Here is a 20,080-nt window from a genome sequence, read left to right on the forward strand (position 1 = left end):
ATGACCGCGACCGGCTCGCCGACCCCTATGCCTCGGGTTCGGTCGCTGCAGCCCGGCGAACTCGCCCAGGCCTCGGTGATGGCCGCGCTGTGCGCGGCCACGGCAATCATCGCGGTCGTCGTGCCGTTCGCGGCGGGCATCGCGTTGCTGGGCACGGTTCCGATGGGGCTGCTGGCCTACCGCTACCGGATCCGGGTGCTGTTCGCCGCCACGGTGGCCGCCGGCACCATTGCGTTCCTGATCGCCGGGGCCGGCGGCCTCACGGCGGTGATCAACTGCGTCTACATCGGCGGGCTGACCGGCATCGTTAAACGCCGACGCCGCGGCACGCCGACCGTGCTGGCCGCCTCGTTCGTCGCCGGCTTGGTGATCGGCGCCCTCAACGTGGCCGCGCTGGTCGTGCTGGCCCGGCTGCGGCACTTGATCTTCGACACCATCACCGCCAACGTCGATGGCCTCGCGAAGCTGGTCGAGCGTGTCGCCGCCGCTGTCGCGTGGATCCCGGGCCTGCCGGATGTCGGGGCGTTCGGCGACCAGCTGCGCGGCTTTTTCGCGTTGGCGCTGCGGTATTGGCCGTGGCTGATCCTCGTCCACACCGCGATCATGATCATGATCGTCTCGCTGATCGGCTGGTGGGCGCTGTCCCGGGTGCTGGAGCGGCTGCGCGGCGTGCCCGATGTGCACAAGCTGGACACCCCGCCGGATCGCGGGCCGGTGCAGCCGGTGCCGGTGCGGTTGGACCGGGTGCGGTTCCGCTACCCGAACACCGACCACGACGCGTTGTCGACGGTCAGCCTCGATGTGCACGCCGGGGAACACCTCGCGGTCACCGGCGCCAACGGCTCCGGCAAAACCACGTTGATGCTGCTGCTGGCCGGCCGGGAGCCGACGGCGGGTCGGCTGGCCCGGCCCGGCGCGGTCGGGTTGGGCCGGCTGGGCGGCACCGCGGTCGTCATGCAGCACCCGGAAAGCCAGGTGTTGGGCACCCGGGTCGCCGACGACGTGGTGTGGGGGTTGCCGCCGGGCACCAGCACCGACATCGACCGGCTGCTCGGCGAAGTCGGGTTGGACGGCTTCGCTGAACGCGACACCGGCGGGCTGTCCGGCGGCGAGCTGCAGCGGCTGGCGGTGGCCGCGGCGATGGCGCGCGATCCGGCGCTGCTGATCGCCGACGAGGTCACCAGCATGGTCGACCAGCAGGGCCGCGAGGTGTTGCTGCGGGTGCTGTCCGGGCTGCGCAACCGGCACCAAACCACCCTGGTGCACATCACGCACTACAACAACGAGGCCGACATCGCCGACCGCACCATCAACCTCAGCGACTCCCGCGATAACGCCGAGGTCGTCGAGCTGGTCGGCGCCGCCGCCGCGCCGGGGGCCACCCCGGCGGCCGGCCACCGGGACGAGGCGCCGGTGATCGAATTGCGCGGGGTGGGCCACGAATACGCCAGCGGCACACCGTGGGCCAAGACCGCGCTGCGCGACATCGGCTTCGAGGTGCACGCCGGCGACGGGCTGCTGATCCACGGCGGCAACGGATCCGGCAAATCCACGCTGGCCTGGATCATGGCCGGGTTGACGGTGCCGACCACCGGCAGCTGTCTGCTCGGCGGCCGCCCGATGCATGAGCAGGTGGGCGCGGTGGCGTTGTCGTTCCAGGCGGCCCGGCTGCAGTTGATGCGCAGCCATGTCGGGCTGGAAGTCGCGTCGGCGGCCGGGTTTTCGCCCGACGACGAGCGGGTGACCGCCGCGCTGGCGGTGGTCGGCTTGGACGCCGCACTGGCCCAGCGGCGCATCGACCAGCTCAGCGGCGGCCAGATGCGCCGGGTGGTGCTGGCCGGACTGCTGGCCCGGGCGCCCCGAGCACTGATCCTCGACGAGCCGCTGGCCGGGCTGGACGCCGGCAGCCAGCGCGGGCTGCTGCAGCTACTGGAGGAGCTGCGCCGCGACACCGGGTTGACCGTGGTGGTCATCTCCCATGACTTCGTCGGGTTGGAGGGGTTGTGCCCGCGCACCCTGCACCTGCGGGACGGGGTGCTGGTGCCGGCTTCGGCGGCCACCGGGGGTGCGGCCGGGGGTGCGGCATGACAACCGCGTCGCGGCCGGTGGTGCTGCTGCGCCCGGTGCCCGGCAGCTCGGCCATCCACCAGCTGTGGGCCGGCACCAAACTGATCGTGGTGTTCGGCATCGGGGTGTTGCTGACGTTCTACCCGGGCTGGGTGCCGATCGGGCTGGTGGCGCTGCTGGTGTTGGGGACCGCCCGCGCGGCGCACATCCCGCGCGGCGCGTTGCCGTCGGTGCCGCGGCTGTTGTGGATCCTGCTGGCCATCGGCGGGCTCACCGCGGCGCTGGCCGGCGGCAGCCCGGTGCTGCAGGTGGCCTCGCTGGAGGTCGGGCTGGGTGGGCTGCTGAATTTCCTGCGGATCACCGCATTGTCGATCGTGCTGCTGGGCCTGGGTGCGATGGTGTCGTGGACCACCAACGTCGCCGAGATCGCGCCGGCGGTCGCCGCGTTGAGCCGTCCGCTGCGCTGGCTGCGTATCCCGGTCGATGAGTGGGCGGTGGCGTTGGCGTTGGCGCTGCGGGCCTTCCCGATGCTCATCGACGAGTTCCGGGTGCTGTACGCGGCGCGTCGGCTGCGGCCCAAACAAAAACCCCGCACCCGTCGGGAGCGGCGGCATCGCCGGACGCTGGAGCTGATCGACCTGATCAGCGCCGCGTTGATCGTGACGCTGCGCCGCGCCGACGAGATGGGCGATGCGATCACCGCCCGCGGCGGCACCGGCCAGATCTCGGCGTACCCGTCGCGGCCCACCCGCGCCGATTGGGTGGCGCTGGCGGTGGTCGCCGCGGGCTGCGGGGCGGCGCTGGCGTTCGAGCTGCTGGTGGTGGGGTCTTAGCCTTTCGCCTTGGCCTTGGCCGCCCCGTGCGTCGCCCCGTCGCCCCCCGTGCGTCGAAAGTGCGCTGACGCAGGGCCGCACTCGACTTTTTGCTGCGTGAACGCACTTTCGCGGGTTGTCGGGGCCGGCGGGCATGCTCGCGAGCATGATGAATCTCGTCATCGGCAGTGAAGCCCTGGCCAGCGGTGCGGTCACCCGCCATGAACTGTCGCGGTGGTATCACCGGCTCTATCCCGACGTCTACGCGCCGAACGGGCAGCAGGCCTCGCTGCGGGATCGGACGGTCGGCGCGTGGCTGTGGTCGCGGCGGCGCGGGGTCGTGGCCGGGGTGGCCGCCTCCGCGTTGCACGGGGCGCGCTGGGTCGACGCCGACACCGCGATCGAGTTGATCTGGCACAACGGCCGCCCCCCGCCCGGCATCACCGTGTGCAAAGACGCGGTGGCCGATGACGAGCTCAGCTGGGCCTGCAAACTTCCGGTGACCACGCCGGCCCGGACCGCCTTCGACCTGGCCCGTCGGCTGCCGCGGGGACCGGCGCTGGCCCGCCTCGACGCGCTGATGCACGCGACCCCGTTCTCGGTCGAAGACGTGGCGATGCTGGCCAAGCTGCGGCTGCTGCTGATCGACGCCGGATTCCCGATCCCCACCACCCAGATCCCGGTGCAGCAGGGCTGGCGGTTGGTCGCCATGCTCGATATGGGTTGGGAAGAGTTCAAAGTGGCCGCCGAGTACGACGGTGATCAGCACCGCACCCTGCGCCGCGAATACGTCCGCGACCACTGGCGGCAACATACGCTGCCGCGGCTGGGCTGGATCAACATCAAGGTGATCGCCGAGGACCGCGAGGACGACGTCATCGACCGGGTCTATGGCGCCCTGAAGTCCCGGGGATGGCGGGGCACGCCCCGGTACCCCGCGAAAGTGCGCCCACGCAGGTAGCCACCCGACCTTGTCCTGCGTCAGCGCACTTTCGCGGAGCCCCGCGAGTCAGTGCTCGGCGCCGAGTTGCCCGGACAGGCTTTCGTGGCGATGCGCCGAATCCCGGTTGAGCCCGATGATCTCGACGGTCTTGCCCTTGGCGTCATATTTGGTGGTGATGGCGTCGAGGGCGGCCACGGTGGAGGCGTCCCAAATGTGGGACTCGGACAGGTCGATCACCACCTGCGACGGGTCGCCGAAGTAGTCGAATTGGTACACCAGATCGTTGCTGGACGCGAAGAACAGCTCCCCGGTGACGCGGTAGACGACGCGGCCGCCCGCCTCGTCGACGGCTTTCTCCACGGTCATGAAATGCGCGACGCGGCGGGCGAACAGCACGGTGGCGGTCATCGAGCCGACGATCACGCCGTAGGCCAGGTTGTGGGTGGCCACGGTCATCGCGACGGTGGCCACCATCACCGTCGTTTCGCTGCGCGGCATCCGGCGCAGGGTCGCCGGGGCGACGCTGTGCCAATCCAGGGTCCCGACCGAGACCATGATCATCACCGCCACCAGCGCGGCCATCGGGATGGCGGCCACCACGTCGCCGAGCCCGACGACCAGACCCAGCAGAAACAGCCCGGCCAAAAAGGTGGAGATCCGGGTGCGGGCCCCGTTCACCTTGACGTTGATCATGGTCTGGCCGATCATCGCGCAGCCGCCCATGCCACCGAAGAACCCGGTGACGATGTTGGCCACCCCCTGCCCCCAGCTTTCGCGGGTCTTATCGCTGTGAGTGTCGGTGATGTCGTCGACGAGCTTGGCCGTCATCAGCGACTCCAACAGGCCCACCAGGGCCATCGCCAGCGCGTACGGGGCGATGATCGACAGGGTCTGCGCGGTGAGCGGAATATGCGGAATAAACAGCGACGGCAGGCTTTTCGGCAGTTGACCCTCATCGCCGACGGTGGGGATGTGCACCGAGAACGCCACCGCCGCGACAGTCAACACCACGATCGCGATCAGCGGCGCCGGTATCGCGGTGGTGATCTTCGGCAGCATCACCATCATCGCGATCCCGGCCGCGACAAACGGATACACCAACCACGGCACCCCCAACAGGTGCGGCAACTGGGAGGTGAAGATCAAGATGGCCAGGGCGTTGACGAAGCCGACCATCACGCTGCGCGGGACAAACCGCATCAGCCGGGCCACGCCCAGCAGGCTCAGCAGGATCTGCGTCGCGCCGGCCAGGATCACCGCGGCGATCAGATAGTCCATGCCGTGCGCCCGCACCAGCGGGGCGGTCACCAGCGCGACCGCGCCGGTGGCCGCCGAGATCATCGCCGGCCGCCCGCCGACGACGGCGATGGTGGCCGCCATGGTGAACGACGCGAACAGCCCGACCCGCGGATCCACGCCGGCGATGATCGAAAACGAGATGGCCTCCGGGATCAGCGCCAACGCCACCACCAGCGCGGACAGCACTTCGGTCTTCAGCCGCGACGGGGAGCGCAGCGCGGCTAGCACCGAGGTGCTGGGGTCACCGGCTTCGCGCACGGTGGCGGCCGACGGCGCGGCAGCAGACGACACAATCACTCCGTTCAGGTGGTTGGCAGGGTGGATGCGCAGCAGCCCGGTGGCGCAACGCTCCGATCGGGGGCGACACGGGAGACAGGCGTGGCTGCCCGCCGCCGAACGCTACTTCACCCGCGCGTGAAGTGCATCTTTCGTGGCTCAGCTCACCATTGGTACTACCGGCGCGCGGCCGCGTTGGCGGCGCGCTGGGCGTGGCTTAGCGTGGCGGCGACGTCGGCGCGGCCCAGAAACATCTCGTCGAAGTACGGTTTGAGCGCCTGAAATCCGGCGGCGAAACCGGCCCCGCCGGGGGCCGGCATCCGCAGCCCGCGCAGCACCGCGAAGAACGGGGTGACGTCGACGCCCCGCGCCGACCAGTGCTCGAAGTAGACGCGCTGCGCGGCCAGCACCGCCGGAATCGCCGCACCGCGCCGCCCCAGGTAGGCGTTGCCCTGGGCGCTGCCCATCCAGGCCAGCACCTGGCGCACCGCATCCGGATGCGTGGTCGCTGAATTCCCCGCTGCCGCAATCCCGTTGGTGACGCTGACCCGTCCCTTCGGCCCGGCGGGCAGCGTCGCCAGCCCCCAGCGGAATCCGGCCTGCTCGGCGATCATCGCCAGGTTGTAGGTGCCGGACTGGAACAACGCCATTTTGCCGGCCAAAAACTGGTTGCGGGAGAAGTCGCTGTTGTCGTTGGTGGCCGAGGCCGGCGGCGCGACATGGTCGTCGTTGATCAACCGCACCAGGTAGCCGAACGCGTCGACCGCCGCCGGATTGTCGAACGCGAACGCGTCACCGCGCTGGAACACCCCGCCGGCGGAGCCGAGATAGTTCAAGTAGATGCCCTGCGGATCGTTGGCGGCGTTATACCCCCATTGCCGCACCCGGCGCGGGTCGAAGCCTGGCGCGTCGGCGGCGCGGCCGTCGGCGTCGACGGTGAGCCGGGCCAGCAGCGGCCGCAGCGTATCGGCGCCGCCCGGATCCCACCGCAGCCCGCCCAGCCGGGCGGGGTCGACGCCGGCGGCGGCCAGCAGATCCGCGTTGTAGTACACCGCGATCCCGGCGTCGGTCAGCTGCGGCACCCCCCACAGCACCCCGTCGCGGGTGAACTGTTCGACCACCGACGGCTCCCAGCCGGGGGCGGCGTGGATGTTCATCAGCCGGCCGGTGTCGGCGTAGCCGGCCAGATAGGCGTTGGACAGCCAGAAGATGTCGTCGGCGCCGCCGCCGGCCACGTCGGTGCGCAGCGTATCGAAGTAGGTGGCGTAGGACACCACGTTGACGTGCACGTCGATGTCGGGATGGCTGCGGGTGAACGCCGCGAACGACTCCCGGTAGGCCGCGGCCACCTGCTCATCCCACAGCCGCACGCTCACCACGGTGCGGCCCCCGCGCGGCTGCGCGGCGTGGTCGAGGAGTAGCGCCGTCGCGACCAGTAGCACCGCGACCACGGCCACCGCCGCGGCGGCCAGCGTGGAGAATCGTGGGCGGGTCACGCCACACCCCTGCGGTGAGATTGCGGCCAGGGTCGTGGATTCCCGAAATCCGCAGCCCGCACCGCAATCTCAAGAGCAAGCCGACTCATTTGAGCCCCGTGACGACGATCGAGCGCACGATTTGGCGTTGGAACACCACGAACAGCACGATCAGCGGAACGACGGCGACCGTCGTCGCCGCCATCACCAGCGTCCACTGCGCGTTGTACTGCGACTGCAGGCCGGCGGTCGCCACCGTCAGCACCCGCCACTTGGACCCGCTGGTGATGACCAGCGGCCACATGAAGTTGTTCCACTGCGACACCACCGTGATCAGCGACAGGGTCACCAGGATCGACCGGCTGGCCGGCACCACCACATGCACGATCACATCCAGGGTGTTGGCGCCGTCCAGCCGGGCGGCGTTGACCAGGTCGGCCGGAATCGCGCGGAAATGCTCGCGCAGCAGGAAAATCGCGTATGGCGAGCCGAACACGAACGGCAACACCAGCGCCCAGAAGGTGTTGCGCAGCCCCAGCTGCGCCATCATCAGGTACAGCGGCACCACGGTGACGGTGGCCGGCACCATCAGCGTCGCGATGTACACCCAAAACAGCGCGTCGCGGCCCGGAAACCGCAGCCGGGCGAACGCGTAGCCGGCCAGCACCGAAAAGCTCAGCTGGCCAACAAGAATCATCGCGGTCATCAGCGCGGTGACCGCCAGCGCGCGGCCGAAGCCGGCGCCGGCCAGATCGGTGTAGTTGGTCAGCACCGGGGGCCGCGGCCACGCCAGCGGGGTCCCGGTGGCGAACTGGTGCGCGGAGGTGAACGACGTCACCAGGCCAAGCCCGAACGGCGCCAACGTGATCAGCGCGCCCACCGCCAGCCCGGCGTAGATCAACGCGTTACGTGAGGTCATAGCTGATCCGTCGCCGGAAATACAAGTGCTGCACGACGGTGATGCCGACCAGCAACACGAACAGCACCACCGCCATCACCGCGGCCCGGCCGATCGCCGCCGCGCCGAACGCCTCCACGTAGATGCGGTGCGCCACCAGGTCGGTGCGCCCCGCCGGGCCGCCGCCGGTCAACGCGTAGACGGTGTCGAACACCTGCGCCGCGCTGACCACCCCGGTGACCAGGACGAAAAACGTCGTCGGGCGCAGCATCGGCAGGGTGATCCGCCAAAACCGCTGCCAGCCGCTCGCGCCGTCGGTGCGGGCGGCGGCGTGGATCTCCGCCGGGATCGCCAGGATCCCGGCCAGGAAGAACAACGCCACATAGCCGACGTTGGTCCACACCACCACCGCCGACACCACCGGCAGCGCCAGCCCCGGATCGGACAACCATTCGATGCGATGCCCCAACACCGTGCTGACAGCGCCGTCGGTGGGCGCCAGGATCCAGCGCCACAACACCGCGATGGCCAGCGGCGCGCAGATCCACGGCAGCACGTACAGGGTGCGGAACACCCCGGTGCCGGGCAGCTCGCGGGCCAGCAGCGCCGCGACCGCCAACCCGAGCACGGTTTGCACGGGCACCACGATCGCCACGAACGCCACCGTCACCAGCAGCGAGTTGCCGAACGTCGCGTCGGTCAGCACCGACCGCCAATTGTCGGCCCCCACATAGCTGATCGGGCCCAGCAGGTCCCACCGGTGCAGGCTCAGCCACAGCACCACCAGGATCGGCAGCAGCAGGAACGCGACCACCCCGACCAGGCTGGGTGCCAGCAGCGCATACCCCAGCGCAGCCGACCGGGAGGACGAGCGGGCCATGCAGGTATTAAAGCGCCTCGTTACGGTAGAGCGGTGACACCGGACCGGGGCATCGACGCCGACTTTTTGGCCCTGCCGCGCCGCGCGCTGGCCGACGCCGCGCTGGCGGCGGCCACCGCCGCCGGGGCCAGCCACGCCGACCTGCGCATTCACCGCCTCGCCACCGAGGTGATCCAACTGCGCGACGGCGAACTGGAAACCGCGGTGCTGACCCGCGAACTCGGCCTGGCGGTGCGGGTCATCGTCGACGGCACCTGGGGCTTCGCCTCGCACGCCGAGCTGTCGCCGGACGTGGCCGCCGACACCGCGCGCCGCGCCGTGCAGGTCGCCACCACGCTGGCCGCGCTGAACACCGAGCGCATCGAGCTGGCGCCCGAACCGGTGTACCGGGACGCCACCTGGGTGTCGCAGTACGCGATCGACCCGTTCGACGTGCCCGGCGCCGACAAGATCGCGGTGCTGGAGGACTACTCCGGTCGGCTGCTGCGCGCCGACGGGGTCGATCACGTGTCGGCGGCGCTGATCGCGGTCAAAGAGCAGACCTTCTACGCCGACACCTTCGGGTCGTCGATCACCCAGCAGCGGGTGCGGCTGATGCCGACGTTCGACGCGGTGACCGTCAGCGCCGACGGTTTTGACTCGATGCGTACCCTGGCCCCGCCCACCGCCCGCGGCTGGGAGGTGCTGGCCGGCGACGACATCTGGGATTGGTCGAGTGAGCTGGCCCAGCTGCCGTCGCTGCTGGCCGACAAGGTCGCCGCGCCCAGCGTGACGCCGGGACCCACCGATCTGGTGATCGACCCCACCAACCTGTGGCTGACCATCCACGAATCCATCGGCCACGCCACCGAATACGACCGTGCCATCGGGTATGAGGCCGCCTACGCCGGCACGTCGTTCGCCACGCCGGACAAGCTCGGCACGCTGCGCTACGGCTCGCCGGTGATGACCGTGACCGCCGACCGCACCGTGCCCTACGGGCTGGCCAGCATCGGCTACGACGACGAGGGAGTGGCCGCGCAAAGCTGGGATCTGGTGCGCGACGGGGTGTTTGTCGGCTACCAGTTGGACCGGGTGTTCGCACTCAGGATCGGTCGCGGACCGGGCCGTCCTCGCTCCAACGGTTGCTCGTACGCCGACTCGCCGCATCATGTGCCGATCCAGCGGATGGCCAACGTGTCGCTGCAACCGGGCCCCGAGGACATCAGCACCGCCGATTTGATCGGCCGTGTCGAGGACGGCATCTACATCGTCGGCGACAAATCCTGGTCAATCGATATGCAGCGCTACAACTTTCAGTTCACCGGGCAGCGGTTCTACCGTATCCGCGGCGGCCGCCTGGACGGTCAGCTGCGCGACGTCGCCTACCAGGCCACCACCACCGACTTCTGGAATTCCATGGAAGCCGTCGGCGGGCCGTCCACCTGGCGACTCGGTGGGGCGTTCAACTGCGGTAAGGCCCAGCCGGGTCAGGTGGCCGCGGTCAGCCACGGCTGCCCGTCGGCGCTGTTCCGCGGCGTCAACGTGCTCAACACCCGCAGCGAGGGAGGCCGTTGATGATCCGCGCCGACGACGATGTAGAGCGCAGCGATGGGGAGGAGCGGCGCCGATGATTCCCGCACAGCAGGTCGTCGACATCGCGTTGGGCGCCCCCGCGCGCGCCGACGAGACCCTGGTGCTGGTCACCGACCGGGCCGAGGCGTCGCTGCGCTGGGCCGGCAACTCGATGACCACCAACGGGGTGTCGACCAGCCGGGCCACCACGGTGATCTCGGTGATGCGCGACGCCGACGGCGCCCGGGTCGGCGCGGTGCGCTCCACCGAGGTCGACCCGAGCCTGATCCCGGAGCTGGTGGCCGCGTCGGCGCAGGCAGCCCGCTCGGCGCCGGAGGCCCGGGATGCCGCACCGCTGCTGACCGGCACCGGGGTGCCCGACGACTGGGACGCGGCGGTGCCGGGCACCGGCGCCGAGGCGTTCGCCGGGGTGGCCGGCGCGCTGAGCCGCGGCTTCGGCGGCTCCGACCGGCTGTACGGGTTCGCCCGGCACGAGCTGGAGACGACGTTCGTGGCGTCCTCGACCGGGCTGCGGCGCCGCTACACCCAGCCCACCGGATCGGTGGAGATCAACGCCAAACGCGGCGACGCCAGCGCCTGGGCGGGGGTGGCGACCGCCGACTTCGTCGACGTGCCAACGGATCTGCTGCTGGAGCAACTGTCCACCCGGCTGGGCTGGGCGCAGCGGACCGTGGAGCTGCCCGCCGGGCGCTACGAGACGCTGATGCCGCCGTCCACGGTGGCCGACATGATGATCTACCTGGGCTGGACGATGAGCGGCCGCGGCGCGCAGGAGGGCCGCACCGCGCTGGCCGCCCCCGGCGGCGGCACCCGGGTGGGGGAGCGGCTGACCGACCTGCCGTTGACCCTGTACTCCGACCCGTCGGCCACCGGCCTGCAGTGCGCGCCGTTCGTGACGGCCACCAGTTCCTCGGAGACGGTGTCGGTGTTCGACAACGGGATGGACATCGACCGGGTGGACTGGGTGCGCGACGGGGTGATCAACGCACTGGTTTACCCGCGGGCCACCGCCGCCGAATTCGAGGCCCCGGTCGCGGTGGCCGCCGACAACCTGCTGATGACCGGCGGATCCGACAGCCTCGACGGCATGATCGCCGCCACCGAGCGCGGGCTGCTGCTGACCACGCTGTGGTACATCCGCGAGGTGGACCCCACCACGCTGCTGCTCACCGGGCTCACCCGCGACGGGGTCTACCTGGTCGAAGACGGGCAGGTGCGCGCGGCGGTGAACAACTTCCGGTTCAACGAGAGCCCGCTGGATCTGCTGCGCCGCGCCACCCAGGCCGGGCGGGCCGAGCCGACGCTGCCGCGGGAATGGGGCGACTGGGCCACCCGGGCGGCGATGCCGGCGCTGCGGATCCCGGACTTTCACATGTCGTCGGTGAGTCAAGCGCAGTAGCCCTCCGCGGGCCATCCGCGCGAGGGTGCGTGCGCCGGGGCCGGTAGCCCCCGGATCGGGGGCCGGAGCGGCTCGGTAAATTTGACTGTCATGAATGCACGTGTCGAGCAACTGGAGTTTCAGGCCGAGGCGCGCCAGCTGCTGGATTTGATGGTCCACTCGGTGTACTCCAACAAGGATTCGTTTCTGCGGGAGCTGATCTCGAACGCCTCCGATGCGCTGGACAAGCTGCGGCTGGAAGCGTTCAAGAACAAGGACCTCGACGTCGACACCTCCGATCTGCACGTCGAGATCGAGGTGGGCAGCGAGCCGCGCACCCTGACCGTCCGCGACAACGGCATCGGCATGACCCGCGCCGAGGTGGTGGACCTGATCGGCACCCTGGCCAAGTCCGGGACCGCCGAACTGCGCCAGCAGCTTCGGGAGGCCAAAAACGCCGACACCTCCGAGGAGCTGATCGGCCAGTTCGGGATCGGCTTCTACTCCAGCTTCATGGTCGCCGACAAGGTCGAGTTGCTCACCCGCAAGGCCGGCGAGAGCGCGGCCACCCGGTGGGAATCCTCCGGTGAGGGCACCTACACCATCGAAACGGTCGACGACGCCCCGCAGGGCACCTCGGTGACCCTGCACCTCAAACCGGAGGACGCCGAGGACGGGCTGCACGACTACACCGCGGAGTGGACCATCCGCAACCTGGTCAAGAAGTACTCCGACTTCATTTCCTGGCCGATCCGGATGGAAGTGGAGCGCCGCACCCCGGCTGCTGAAGAGGGCGGCGAGGAGACCGTCACGCAAGAAACCGAGACCCTCAACTCGATGAAGGCGCTGTGGGCCCGGCCCAAAGACGAGGTCTCCGAGGAGGAGTACAAGGAGTTCTACAAGCACGTCGCGCACGCCTGGGACGACCCGCTCGAGGTGATCGCGATGCGCGCCGAGGGCACCTTCGAATACCAGGCCCTGCTGTTCCTCCCGTCGCACGCCCCGTTCGACCTGTTCACCCGGGACGCCAAGGTCGGGGTGCAGCTGTACGTCAAACGGGTCTTCATCATGAGCGACTGCGACCAGCTGATGCCCGAATACCTGCGGTTCGTCAAGGGTGTCGTCGACGCACAAGACATGTCGCTCAACGTCTCCCGGGAAATCCTGCAGCAGGACCGGCAGATCAAGGCGATCCGGCGTCGGCTGACCAAAAAGGTGCTGTCCACGATCAAGGACCTGCAGTCCGAGCGGCCCGAGGATTACCGCACCTTCTGGACCCAGTTCGGCCGGGTCCTCAAAGAGGGCCTGATGAGCGACTTCGACAACCAGGACACGCTGCTGCGGATCTCCTCGTTCGCCTCGACGCAGAGTGACGAGGAGTCCACCACGCTGGCCGACTACGTCGAGCGGATGAAGGACGGCCAGGAGCAGATCTTCTACGCCACCGGCGAGACCCGGGAGCAGCTGCTGAAGTCCCCGCACCTGGAGGCGTTCAAGGCCAAGGGCTACGAGGTGCTGCTGCTCACCGACCCGGTCGACGAGGTGTGGGTGGGCACCGTCACCGACTTCGACGGCAAACCGCTGCAGTCGGTGGCCAAGGGCGAGGTGGACCTGGACTCCGAGGAGGAAAAAGCCGCCCACGAGGCCGAACGCCAGGAACAGGAAAAGGACTTCGCCGACCTGCTGGCCTGGTTGCAGGAGACGCTGGACGACCACGTCAAGGAGGTGCGGCTGTCCAGCCGGCTCACCGACTCACCGGCCTGCCTGATCACCGACGCATTCGGGATCACCCCGGCGCTGGCGCGGATGTACCAGGCGTCCGGGCAGGAAGTCCCGCTGGGCAAGCGGATCCTGGAACTCAACCCGAACCATCCGCTGGTCACCGGTCTGCGCGACGCCCAGAAGAATGCGGGAGACGACGCAGCGCGTGCTGAGGTGGCCGAGACCGCCGAATTGCTCTACGGCACAGCGCTGCTCGCCGAAGGCGGGGCACTGGAGGATCCGGCCCGGTTCGCCGAACTGTTGGCGCACCGGCTGGCCCGCACCGTGTAGTCACGGCGTCGCCACGACTTAGCCACCGCGCAGCCACGGCGTCGAGATCGACGTTGGCGTGCCAAAGTCCGAGTGGGCGGCACCGTAACGTCGATCTCGGCGCGCTCAGGTGCCGCCGTGGCGGGCCAGGAAACCCAGCACCGCGTCGGCGAAGATGTCGTTGCGGTCGCCGGCGACCATGTGCCCGGCGCCGCGCACGTCGACGAATTCGATCTGCGGGTAGCGGGCCAGGAAGGCCTCGGCGCGGTCTTCGCTGACCAGGTCGCTGAGCTGGCCGCGCACCAGCAGCATCGGCACCTCGCTGCGCAGGATCGCCTCGACGGCCGCGTACAACCGGTCGACCTCGGTGACCTCGATCGGGGGCAGCGACGCGCTGCCGCTGATGAACTGCGGATCCCAATGCCAAAACCAGCGGTCACCGCGGCGCCGCAAATTGGTGGTCAGACCGGCCAGGTCCGAGGGCCGCGGCCGGTGCGGGTTGTATTCGGCAATCGCGTCGGCGACCTCGTCCAGCGACTCGAATCCGGACTCCATCCGCTCGGCCATGAAGGTGTGGATCCGGTCCGCCCCGGACGGATTCATCTCCGGCACGATGTCCACCAGCACCACCGCGCTGGCGATGCCGGGCGCGAGTTCGCCGGCCAGCAGCATGCTGGTGACCCCGCCCAACGAGGCGCCCACCAGCACCGGGTGCGGGGGCAGTTGGTGCAACACGGCTTCGACGTCGGCGGCGAAGCTGACCACCCGGTAGTCGCCGTCACCCGACCAGTCCGATTCGCCGTGGCCGCGGAAATCGACGGTCACCGCCTGCCAGCCCCGCTCGGCCACCGCGGCCGCCACCCGGCCCCAGGAGCGGCGGGTCTGCCCGCCGCCGTGCAGGAACACCACGGCGCGGGCCCGCGGGTCGCCGCGGCGATCGGCGACGATCCGCACGCCGTCGGGCCGGTGGGTCAGGAACGTTTCGGCGGCGGTGGCGTCGCTAGTCATCTTCGGATGCTATGTCGCCGGGTGCGCGCCGACGAGCCGCGGTCCACACCGTTCCCAGGATCAGCGCGCGTAAATGGGTGGCAGTCGCTGGCCGCGTCGATGAACACTGGGGGCATGTCGTTATCGCCCCCGGCTTTCGCCCGAGATCCCGCCACGGCGGCCTACTACCACCAGCGCGCCGCCGAATACGACGAGTGGTACCTGGGGCAAGGGCTGTACCGCGACCGGGAGCGACCCGGGTGGGGCGCCGAGGTCGGCCAGGTCGTGCGTTTGGTGGGTCAGCTGCCGGCCGCGCGGACGTTGGACGTCGCCTGCGGCAGCGGCTTTTTGACCCGCCACCTGCGTGGCGTGGTGGTGGGAGCGGATCAAAGCCCCGCCATGGTGGCGCTGACCCAACGACGGCTACCGCAGGGCGTGGCGATCGTGGCCGATGCGCTGGCACTGCCGTTTGCCGACCACGCCTTCGACCGGATCTTGACCGGGCACTTCTACGGACATTTGCCCGACGACGAACGTGAAGCCTTCCTTGCCGAGGCGCGGCGGCTGGCGGACGAGTTGATCGTCATCGATTCGGCGCTGCGCCCCGGCATCGAACCTGAGCAATGGCAAGAGCGGATCCTCAACGATGGTTCGCGGCACCGCGTTTACAAGCGCTACCTCACCGGTCCGCAGCTGGCCGACGAACTGGGCGGTCAGGTGCTGTTCGACGGGACCTGGTTCGTCGCCGCCCAGGCCCGCTGGGAGCGCTCCTGAGAGCGGCGCCCACGCTCGGACTTCGCCAGGGATGCTGCCGTTGGTAGTCCGCGGACGTCGCCGGTCCGTCGCGGACCGCGCACCTTGAACACCTGCCCATGATTGTCAACTAAAGTTGCGCAATGTAGGTTGTCGATCATGGCGGAGGAACCGGACATCGATGCGTTGGCAGCGGCGCTGTACCAGGGCGTCGCGCTGGTGCTGCGCCGGACCAAGAGGTTGCAGGCCGCCGACGAGGTGACCCTGCCGGAAAGGGCAGCGTTGGCACGGTTGGATCGTGGTGGCCCAGCGACGGCAGCGGATTTGGCACGCATTGAACAGATCAGCCCGCAGGCCGTGCGAGTGACGTTGGCCGCGTTGGAGTCACGCGGTTTGGTGCGGCGCGAGGACGATCCGGACGACGGCCGCCGACAGGTGATGTCGTTGACCCCGTCAGGCGTCGATTACGTCCGACACGCCCGTGCCGCGCGCGCCCAGCGCTTCGCCAAGGTCTTGGCCGAGGAATTCACTGCGGCCGAGCTGCGGACCCTTGCTGCGGCTGCGCCGCTGATCGAACGCCTGGGTGACCACATCTGATGGGAGTGATGTCTCACGGGCAACCACCAGAAAGGACAACGAAATCATGGAACTGGGCATACATTTCATTGACTTCCTGCCGGGCGCTCCCGAAGAGCTGGGGCCGACGTTGGCGGCATCGGCCAAGGTCGCCGAGCAATCCGGCGCATCCATGTTCAGCCTGGCCGACCACTTCTTTCAGATGGAACTCGTAGGACACGCGCACGATCCGTTCCTGGAGGCCTACACCTCGCTGGGTTTCCTTGCCGGGCAAACCGACACCATCACGCTGGCCCTGATGGTGACCGGCGTGACCTACCGCTATCCCGGACTCCTCGCCAAGATTGTCAGCACGCTCGACGTCCTCTCGCAGGGCCGCACCATCCTCAGCATCGGCGCAGCGTGGTACGAGCGCGAACACCTAGCCTTGGGCGTCCCGTATCCGCCACTTCGGCAACGATTCGAAATGGTCGAAGAGACGCTGCAGATCTGCCTGCAGATGTGGAGCGACAACGACGGCCCCTACCACGGTCAGCACTACCAGCTGGCCGAAACCATCTGCCAACCCCAACCAATCCGGCGTCCACCGATCCTGATCGGTGGTGACGGCGAGAAGAAAACGCTACGCATGGTCGCCCAATACGCCGACATCTGGAACAGCAATGCCGCTACCCCCGAGGAAGCCGAACACAAAATCGACGTGTTGCACCGGCACTGCGACACGGTTGGTCGTGACCCCGGCCAGATTCGCAAAACGTTGATGATCGGTCCGCAGTTCGACCCGTTCGGCGATCCGAGCGCCTTCTGGCAGGCCATGGAAGCCTTCGCCAAGGCCGGCATCGAACTGATCAATATCCCAGTCCTTCCGGGCAACCCGGATCCCGTTGGGTTCGTCACCAGGGTGGGCGAGGAGGTCATCCCCAGACTGGCCTCGTTGGGCTGAGGCCACTGCATTGCCGACGCCCTGCCGGCTGGCACCGACGCGCGCCAACCACTACCACTAGGAACCCGATGTCCGCTCGTGTCCGTGTGGGCTGCGGCCGGTTCAGACGGCGAATCGCCACGTGCTCAGGCGAACGGCTGCAGGGCGAATCCGCCCCAGGCGAGGAGCGCGAACACGGCGATAAACACGACATCGCCGGCCATATACCCCCACTCGCTGCGGCGGAACCTCGTGGTGGCGGCGCCGGCCATGAACAGCATCAGGCCGCAGGCGGCGATCGGCACCAGCAGTGGTGCCACCCCGACGGCCGCCGGGAGGATGAGACCGACCGCGCCGATCAGCTTGATCGTGCCGATGGCCTTGAGATGGCCACTGCTGAAGTCGTCGACCCAGTGCTGGTTGGCGCCCAATGCCCGGTATTTCTCCTTGGACATCAGCACCAGGGTGGCGCCGCCGACGACGTACCCGGCAGCGGCGACGCCGGCGATGATCCACAGAGCGGTGTTCATGGCGTACTCCTTCGTGGTTACCTCGGTCGGGTGGGGTTCGTCATTACCTATGACGCACCGACACCACGAGAGGTAACCGATGACGACCGAGACGCAGCTGGCGGAGGCTTTCGAGCAGCAACGCCAGCGCCTGCTGGCGTTGGCGCATCGAGTGCTGGGCTCGCGGTCGGACGCCGAAGATGCCGTCCAGGAGGCGTGGCTGCGGCTGTCCCGCCAGGACGCGGACGCGATCGACAACCTGGCCGGGTGGCTGACGACGGTGATCGGCCGCATCTGCATCGACACCCTGCGCTCGCGCGCCGCGCGGCCCGAGGTCTCGTTCGATCAAGAGCTTCCCGAACTCGTCGTGACCGATGACCGCGACATTCCGGAAGATGCTGCGGTGCTGGCGGATTCGGTGGGGCTGGCGCTGCTGGTCGTGTTGGGGTCGCTGCGCCCGGAGGAACGGCTCGCGTTCGTGCTGCACGACATGTTCGCGGTCCCGTTCGCCGAGATCGGGGAGATCCTGGGCAAATCGAGCGATGCCGCCAAGATGCTGGCCAGCCGGGCGCGCCGCAAAGTCCAGGACGTGCCCCGGCCGGCGGGAAATCGCCGGGAGCAGCGTGAGGTCGTCGATGCCTTCCTGGCGGCCGCCCAGGGCGGCGACTTCGACGCCCTTCTCCGCGTGCTCGATCCCGACGTCATCTGGCGCCAGCACACCGTTCGCGGGGTGACCGTCACGACCGGACCCGACGCGATCATCGACGCGGTCCGCCGCGGCCAAGGTGCACGCATCCGGACCCGTCGCGTCCTGGTCAACGGCCAGCCCGGCATCCTCGGCTGCGGGCCGTCGGGGCGCCCGCTCAGCCTAATGGCCTGCACGGTCCAGAACGGTCGTCTGGCGGGAATCGTGTCGATCAACGACCCGGTCCGGCTGGCCGGCATCGACCTCCCCGAAGTGCCCGACACGCTGGACGGTGCTGACTAGCTGCCGCGTTGTATCGCAGGGGGCTACCGCGCACCACCGTGTCGTTGGCGATCAGCACGGGCGCTAATGTCGTGGTCGTGCAGTGGCTTGTTGGAAGCGCTTCCCGCTCACAAGCGGAGCGGATATCGGCAGCTAGTTGACGCATGGGGCGGTAGCTCAGTCGGTTAGAGCCGCGGACTCATAATCCGTTGGTCGCGGGTTCGAGCCCCGCCCGCCCCACCGTGAATTCCCTGGTCAGAGCCTAGTTATGCTGGTTAGGTCGGCTATGTAGAGCTGTTCACGTACGCGGCGCGTACGCGGGTGGGCGGCGTAGCCCCGGTTAGCTAAGTCGAGACACGCCCAGCGTCAGTGATAGGCGGTACCGACGCGGTGACGGGAGAGGGACTGGTCCTTAAGACCTGTCAGCCGACAGCGGCCCGTCGCCCCGCTCAACTTCGGCACAGTGACGAAACGTGTCAGAGGGCGGTGGTGAAATGCTGACGTCTACGGCGACTGGATCCCCGAACAGGACGGCGGCGCGCTCAAGAGCTACCAGAGCCGACTGCACCCGTACGGCCCGTCGATGCCGCTGGGAACGTCGTGCCGCTATTTGGCTGATAGGCCACAATCTTCACAAGAGCCACATACGTACCCACAAAAATCTTTAAATACCTCCTCGTCCCCAAATCCGACACACCGAACGTCCACCTAATCCGTTTCCGTCCGCAAATACGTGTATGCTCTCAACTATGACCACAGCGAACGTCACGCGGGCTCTGGATGAGCTTCGGCGTGAGTACGCCGAGGTTGGGGTGGAAAGGGAGCGCGTCGAACAGCAACTGGCTGTGCTCGAAACCCGGCACGACCGCCTCGGCGAGGCGATTCAATCTTTGGAACGACTATACGGACCCGAGCCCCAGTCCGAGCAGGAGCAGGAGCAGGAGCAGGAGCAGGAGCAGGAGCAGGAGCAGGAGCAGGAGCCTGAGGCTGACCTAACGCTGGACGGGGCCGCCGCTGCCGATAGGCCACTGGTGCCATCGGACTCGCCGATTTCGAAGTACATAAAGCGTGGCGGCGAGGGAAAGCGACTTAGTTCCACGCTGATGGTGGCTGAGCTGCTAGGCGAGCTCGACAAATGGATGAGCCGAGATGAGCTCAGAGACGCGTTTTTTGACAAGTTTTCCCGCAATGAGTTGGAGCGGTTCTGGGACAGGCCGGACAACGCTTTCGGTACTGCGCTCACGCGGGCGGTAAGGGACAACCTGATCTCACGTGCCCACCGAACTGTTGACAACACCGAGGTCTACGGCTCCAAGGCTGTACTCCAACGGCTTCGGGAGCAGGACGCCTTGAGGTCCGCATCATCCGACCCGGGTGCGGAGGAGGAAAAGTGACGATAAGACGAAGGGCTCAATTCCACGAATCGCTCGGACGCGAGTGAGTTGAGCCCTTTCCGGAGCCGATCAGTGGCAGCTGGTCGGCTTCGCAGCCCCGTAGGGAGGCACCGGGTACGCGATCCGGGATCGGTTTCTATACACGGTCGAAGCTAGCCGGGTGACGACCCGGCTGGCAAGCGCCCTCGCCAGGCCTACTCATAACCGTGATGGCGCCTTTACGCATAGCTAACTCGCTCACTTACGCGACCGGGGGTGATGAGGTGAGCCCTTCGTAGTGGTCCAGGTGTTGTGCGACTCTGATGCCCGAGGTTTGGGCAGGAAGAATCGACAACAAC

General features: G+C 68.5%; 17 protein-coding genes and 1 tRNA gene. 12 read left to right on the top strand and 6 right to left on the bottom strand.

Features of this window, described 5'->3' with window-relative positions; translation table 11 throughout:
* The 3 genes from ACAG26_RS26405 to ACAG26_RS26415 all read left to right on the top strand — a co-directional run bounded on the left by ACAG26_RS26405 (position 1) and on the right by ACAG26_RS26415 (position 3,840).
* Positions 1-2,088, top strand: a complete 2,088-nt coding sequence (locus ACAG26_RS26405) for an ATP-binding cassette domain-containing protein (protein ID WP_370486041.1) — start codon at positions 1-3, stop codon at positions 2,086-2,088.
* Positions 2,085-2,900, top strand: coding sequence for a CbiQ family ECF transporter T component (locus ACAG26_RS26410; protein ID WP_370486042.1), 816 nt, complete (start codon positions 2,085-2,087; stop codon positions 2,898-2,900). The genes ACAG26_RS26405 and ACAG26_RS26410 overlap by 4 nt, the downstream gene beginning before the upstream one ends.
* Positions 2,901-3,045: 145 nt before the next feature.
* Positions 3,046-3,840: a hypothetical protein gene (locus ACAG26_RS26415; protein ID WP_370486044.1), complete on the top strand. Its 795-nt coding sequence runs from the start codon at positions 3,046-3,048 to the stop codon at positions 3,838-3,840.
* Between the two features lie 48 nt (positions 3,841-3,888).
* On the opposite strand, the gene ACAG26_RS26420 is transcribed toward ACAG26_RS26415, so the two are convergent.
* The 4 genes from ACAG26_RS26420 to ACAG26_RS26435 form a co-directional block, all read right to left on the bottom strand.
* A complete protein-coding gene (locus ACAG26_RS26420) occupies positions 3,889-5,412 on the bottom strand; it encodes a SulP family inorganic anion transporter (protein ID WP_370486045.1) in 1,524 nt (507 codons plus the stop codon).
* Between the two features lie 161 nt (positions 5,413-5,573).
* A complete protein-coding gene (locus tag ACAG26_RS26425; RefSeq protein WP_370486046.1) occupies positions 5,574-6,893 on the bottom strand; it encodes a sugar ABC transporter substrate-binding protein in 1,320 nt (439 codons plus the stop codon).
* Positions 6,894-6,978: 85 nt separating this feature from the next.
* Positions 6,979-7,791 carry a carbohydrate ABC transporter permease gene (locus ACAG26_RS26430; protein WP_370486047.1) on the bottom strand — a complete coding sequence of 271 codons (813 nt, stop codon included), beginning with the start codon at positions 7,789-7,791 and terminating at the stop codon, positions 6,979-6,981.
* A complete protein-coding gene (locus tag ACAG26_RS26435) occupies positions 7,778-8,650 on the bottom strand; it encodes a carbohydrate ABC transporter permease (RefSeq protein ID WP_370486048.1) in 873 nt (290 codons plus the stop codon). The genes ACAG26_RS26430 and ACAG26_RS26435 overlap by 14 nt, the downstream gene beginning before the upstream one ends.
* Positions 8,651-8,683: 33 nt before the next feature.
* Between ACAG26_RS26435 and ACAG26_RS26440 the strand changes: the two genes are divergently transcribed.
* From ACAG26_RS26440 to htpG, 3 genes are all read left to right on the top strand, one after another.
* Entirely contained in the window at positions 8,684-10,207 is a 1,524-nt protein-coding gene (locus ACAG26_RS26440; protein ID WP_370486049.1) for a TldD/PmbA family protein, read from the top strand.
* Positions 10,208-10,259: 52 nt separating this feature from the next.
* On the top strand, positions 10,260-11,624 hold the full coding sequence (locus ACAG26_RS26445) for a metallopeptidase TldD-related protein (protein ID WP_370486050.1): 1,365 nt from the start codon (positions 10,260-10,262) through the stop codon (positions 11,622-11,624).
* 90 nt (positions 11,625-11,714) lie between these two features.
* Positions 11,715-13,655, top strand: a complete 1,941-nt coding sequence (gene htpG / locus ACAG26_RS26450; protein ID WP_370486051.1) for a molecular chaperone HtpG — start codon at positions 11,715-11,717, stop codon at positions 13,653-13,655.
* A gap of 105 nt (positions 13,656-13,760) precedes the next feature.
* Here htpG and ACAG26_RS26455 read toward each other — a convergent pair whose 3' ends face one another.
* Positions 13,761-14,642, bottom strand: a complete 882-nt coding sequence (locus ACAG26_RS26455) for an alpha/beta fold hydrolase (RefSeq protein ID WP_370486052.1) — start codon at positions 14,640-14,642, stop codon at positions 13,761-13,763.
* Positions 14,643-14,756: 114 nt separating this feature from the next.
* Between ACAG26_RS26455 and ACAG26_RS26460 the strand changes: the two genes are divergently transcribed.
* The 3 genes from ACAG26_RS26460 to ACAG26_RS26470 all read left to right on the top strand — a co-directional run bounded on the left by ACAG26_RS26460 (position 14,757) and on the right by ACAG26_RS26470 (position 16,893).
* A complete protein-coding gene (locus ACAG26_RS26460) occupies positions 14,757-15,395 on the top strand; it encodes a class I SAM-dependent methyltransferase (protein WP_370486053.1) in 639 nt (212 codons plus the stop codon).
* A gap of 138 nt (positions 15,396-15,533) precedes the next feature.
* Entirely contained in the window at positions 15,534-15,971 is a 438-nt protein-coding gene (locus ACAG26_RS26465) for a MarR family winged helix-turn-helix transcriptional regulator (RefSeq protein WP_370486054.1), read from the top strand.
* Positions 15,972-16,017: 46 nt separating this feature from the next.
* Complete coding sequence (locus tag ACAG26_RS26470) at positions 16,018-16,893, top strand: LLM class F420-dependent oxidoreductase (RefSeq protein WP_370486055.1); 876 nt, start codon at positions 16,018-16,020, stop codon at positions 16,891-16,893.
* A gap of 125 nt (positions 16,894-17,018) precedes the next feature.
* Here the strand turns inward: ACAG26_RS26470 and ACAG26_RS26475 are convergent, their stop codons facing one another.
* Positions 17,019-17,402 carry a DoxX family protein gene (locus tag ACAG26_RS26475; RefSeq protein WP_370486056.1) on the bottom strand — a complete coding sequence of 128 codons (384 nt, stop codon included), beginning with the start codon at positions 17,400-17,402 and terminating at the stop codon, positions 17,019-17,021.
* A 79-nt stretch (positions 17,403-17,481) separates the two neighbouring features.
* On the opposite strand from ACAG26_RS26475, the gene ACAG26_RS26480 reads away from it, so the two are divergent.
* From ACAG26_RS26480 to ACAG26_RS26490, 3 genes are all read left to right on the top strand, one after another.
* Positions 17,482-18,369, top strand: coding sequence for a sigma-70 family RNA polymerase sigma factor (locus ACAG26_RS26480; RefSeq protein ID WP_370486057.1), 888 nt, complete (start codon positions 17,482-17,484; stop codon positions 18,367-18,369).
* Positions 18,370-18,514: 145 nt separating this feature from the next.
* Positions 18,515-18,588 (top strand) — tRNA-Ile (locus tag ACAG26_RS26485).
* A gap of 509 nt (positions 18,589-19,097) precedes the next feature.
* Entirely contained in the window at positions 19,098-19,742 is a 645-nt protein-coding gene (locus tag ACAG26_RS26490) for a hypothetical protein (protein ID WP_370486058.1), read from the top strand.
* The last annotated feature ends 338 nt before the right edge of the window (positions 19,743-20,080 follow it).

Source organism: Mycobacterium sp. pUA109, from assembly GCF_041287095.1.
Taxonomy (GTDB): domain Bacteria; phylum Actinomycetota; class Actinomycetes; order Mycobacteriales; family Mycobacteriaceae; genus Mycobacterium.

Bases quoted from the DNA above. Each gene is read 5' to 3' on its own strand.
- ACAG26_RS26465 (WP_370486054.1), top strand. From the start codon at position 15,534: ATGGCGGAGGAACCGGACATCGATGCGTTGGCAGCGGCGCTGTACCAG.
- ACAG26_RS26475 (WP_370486056.1), bottom strand. From the start codon at position 17,402: ATGAACACCGCTCTGTGGATCATCGCCGGCGTCGCCGCTGCCGGGTAC.
- ACAG26_RS26470 (WP_370486055.1), top strand. From the start codon at position 16,018: ATGGAACTGGGCATACATTTCATTGACTTCCTGCCGGGCGCTCCCGAA.
- ACAG26_RS26410 (WP_370486042.1), top strand. From the start codon at position 2,085: ATGACAACCGCGTCGCGGCCGGTGGTGCTGCTGCGCCCGGTGCCCGGC.
- ACAG26_RS26435 (WP_370486048.1), bottom strand. From the start codon at position 8,650: ATGGCCCGCTCGTCCTCCCGGTCGGCTGCGCTGGGGTATGCGCTGCTG.
- ACAG26_RS26405 (WP_370486041.1), top strand. From the start codon at position 1: ATGACCGCGACCGGCTCGCCGACCCCTATGCCTCGGGTTCGGTCGCTG.
- ACAG26_RS26455 (WP_370486052.1), bottom strand. From the start codon at position 14,642: ATGACTAGCGACGCCACCGCCGCCGAAACGTTCCTGACCCACCGGCCC.
- ACAG26_RS26430 (WP_370486047.1), bottom strand. From the start codon at position 7,791: ATGACCTCACGTAACGCGTTGATCTACGCCGGGCTGGCGGTGGGCGCG.
- ACAG26_RS26480 (WP_370486057.1), top strand. From the start codon at position 17,482: ATGACGACCGAGACGCAGCTGGCGGAGGCTTTCGAGCAGCAACGCCAG.
- ACAG26_RS26415 (WP_370486044.1), top strand. From the start codon at position 3,046: ATGATGAATCTCGTCATCGGCAGTGAAGCCCTGGCCAGCGGTGCGGTC.
- ACAG26_RS26490 (WP_370486058.1), top strand. From the start codon at position 19,098: ATGACCACAGCGAACGTCACGCGGGCTCTGGATGAGCTTCGGCGTGAG.
- htpG (WP_370486051.1), top strand. From the start codon at position 11,715: ATGAATGCACGTGTCGAGCAACTGGAGTTTCAGGCCGAGGCGCGCCAG.
- ACAG26_RS26460 (WP_370486053.1), top strand. From the start codon at position 14,757: ATGTCGTTATCGCCCCCGGCTTTCGCCCGAGATCCCGCCACGGCGGCC.
- ACAG26_RS26445 (WP_370486050.1), top strand. From the start codon at position 10,260: ATGATTCCCGCACAGCAGGTCGTCGACATCGCGTTGGGCGCCCCCGCG.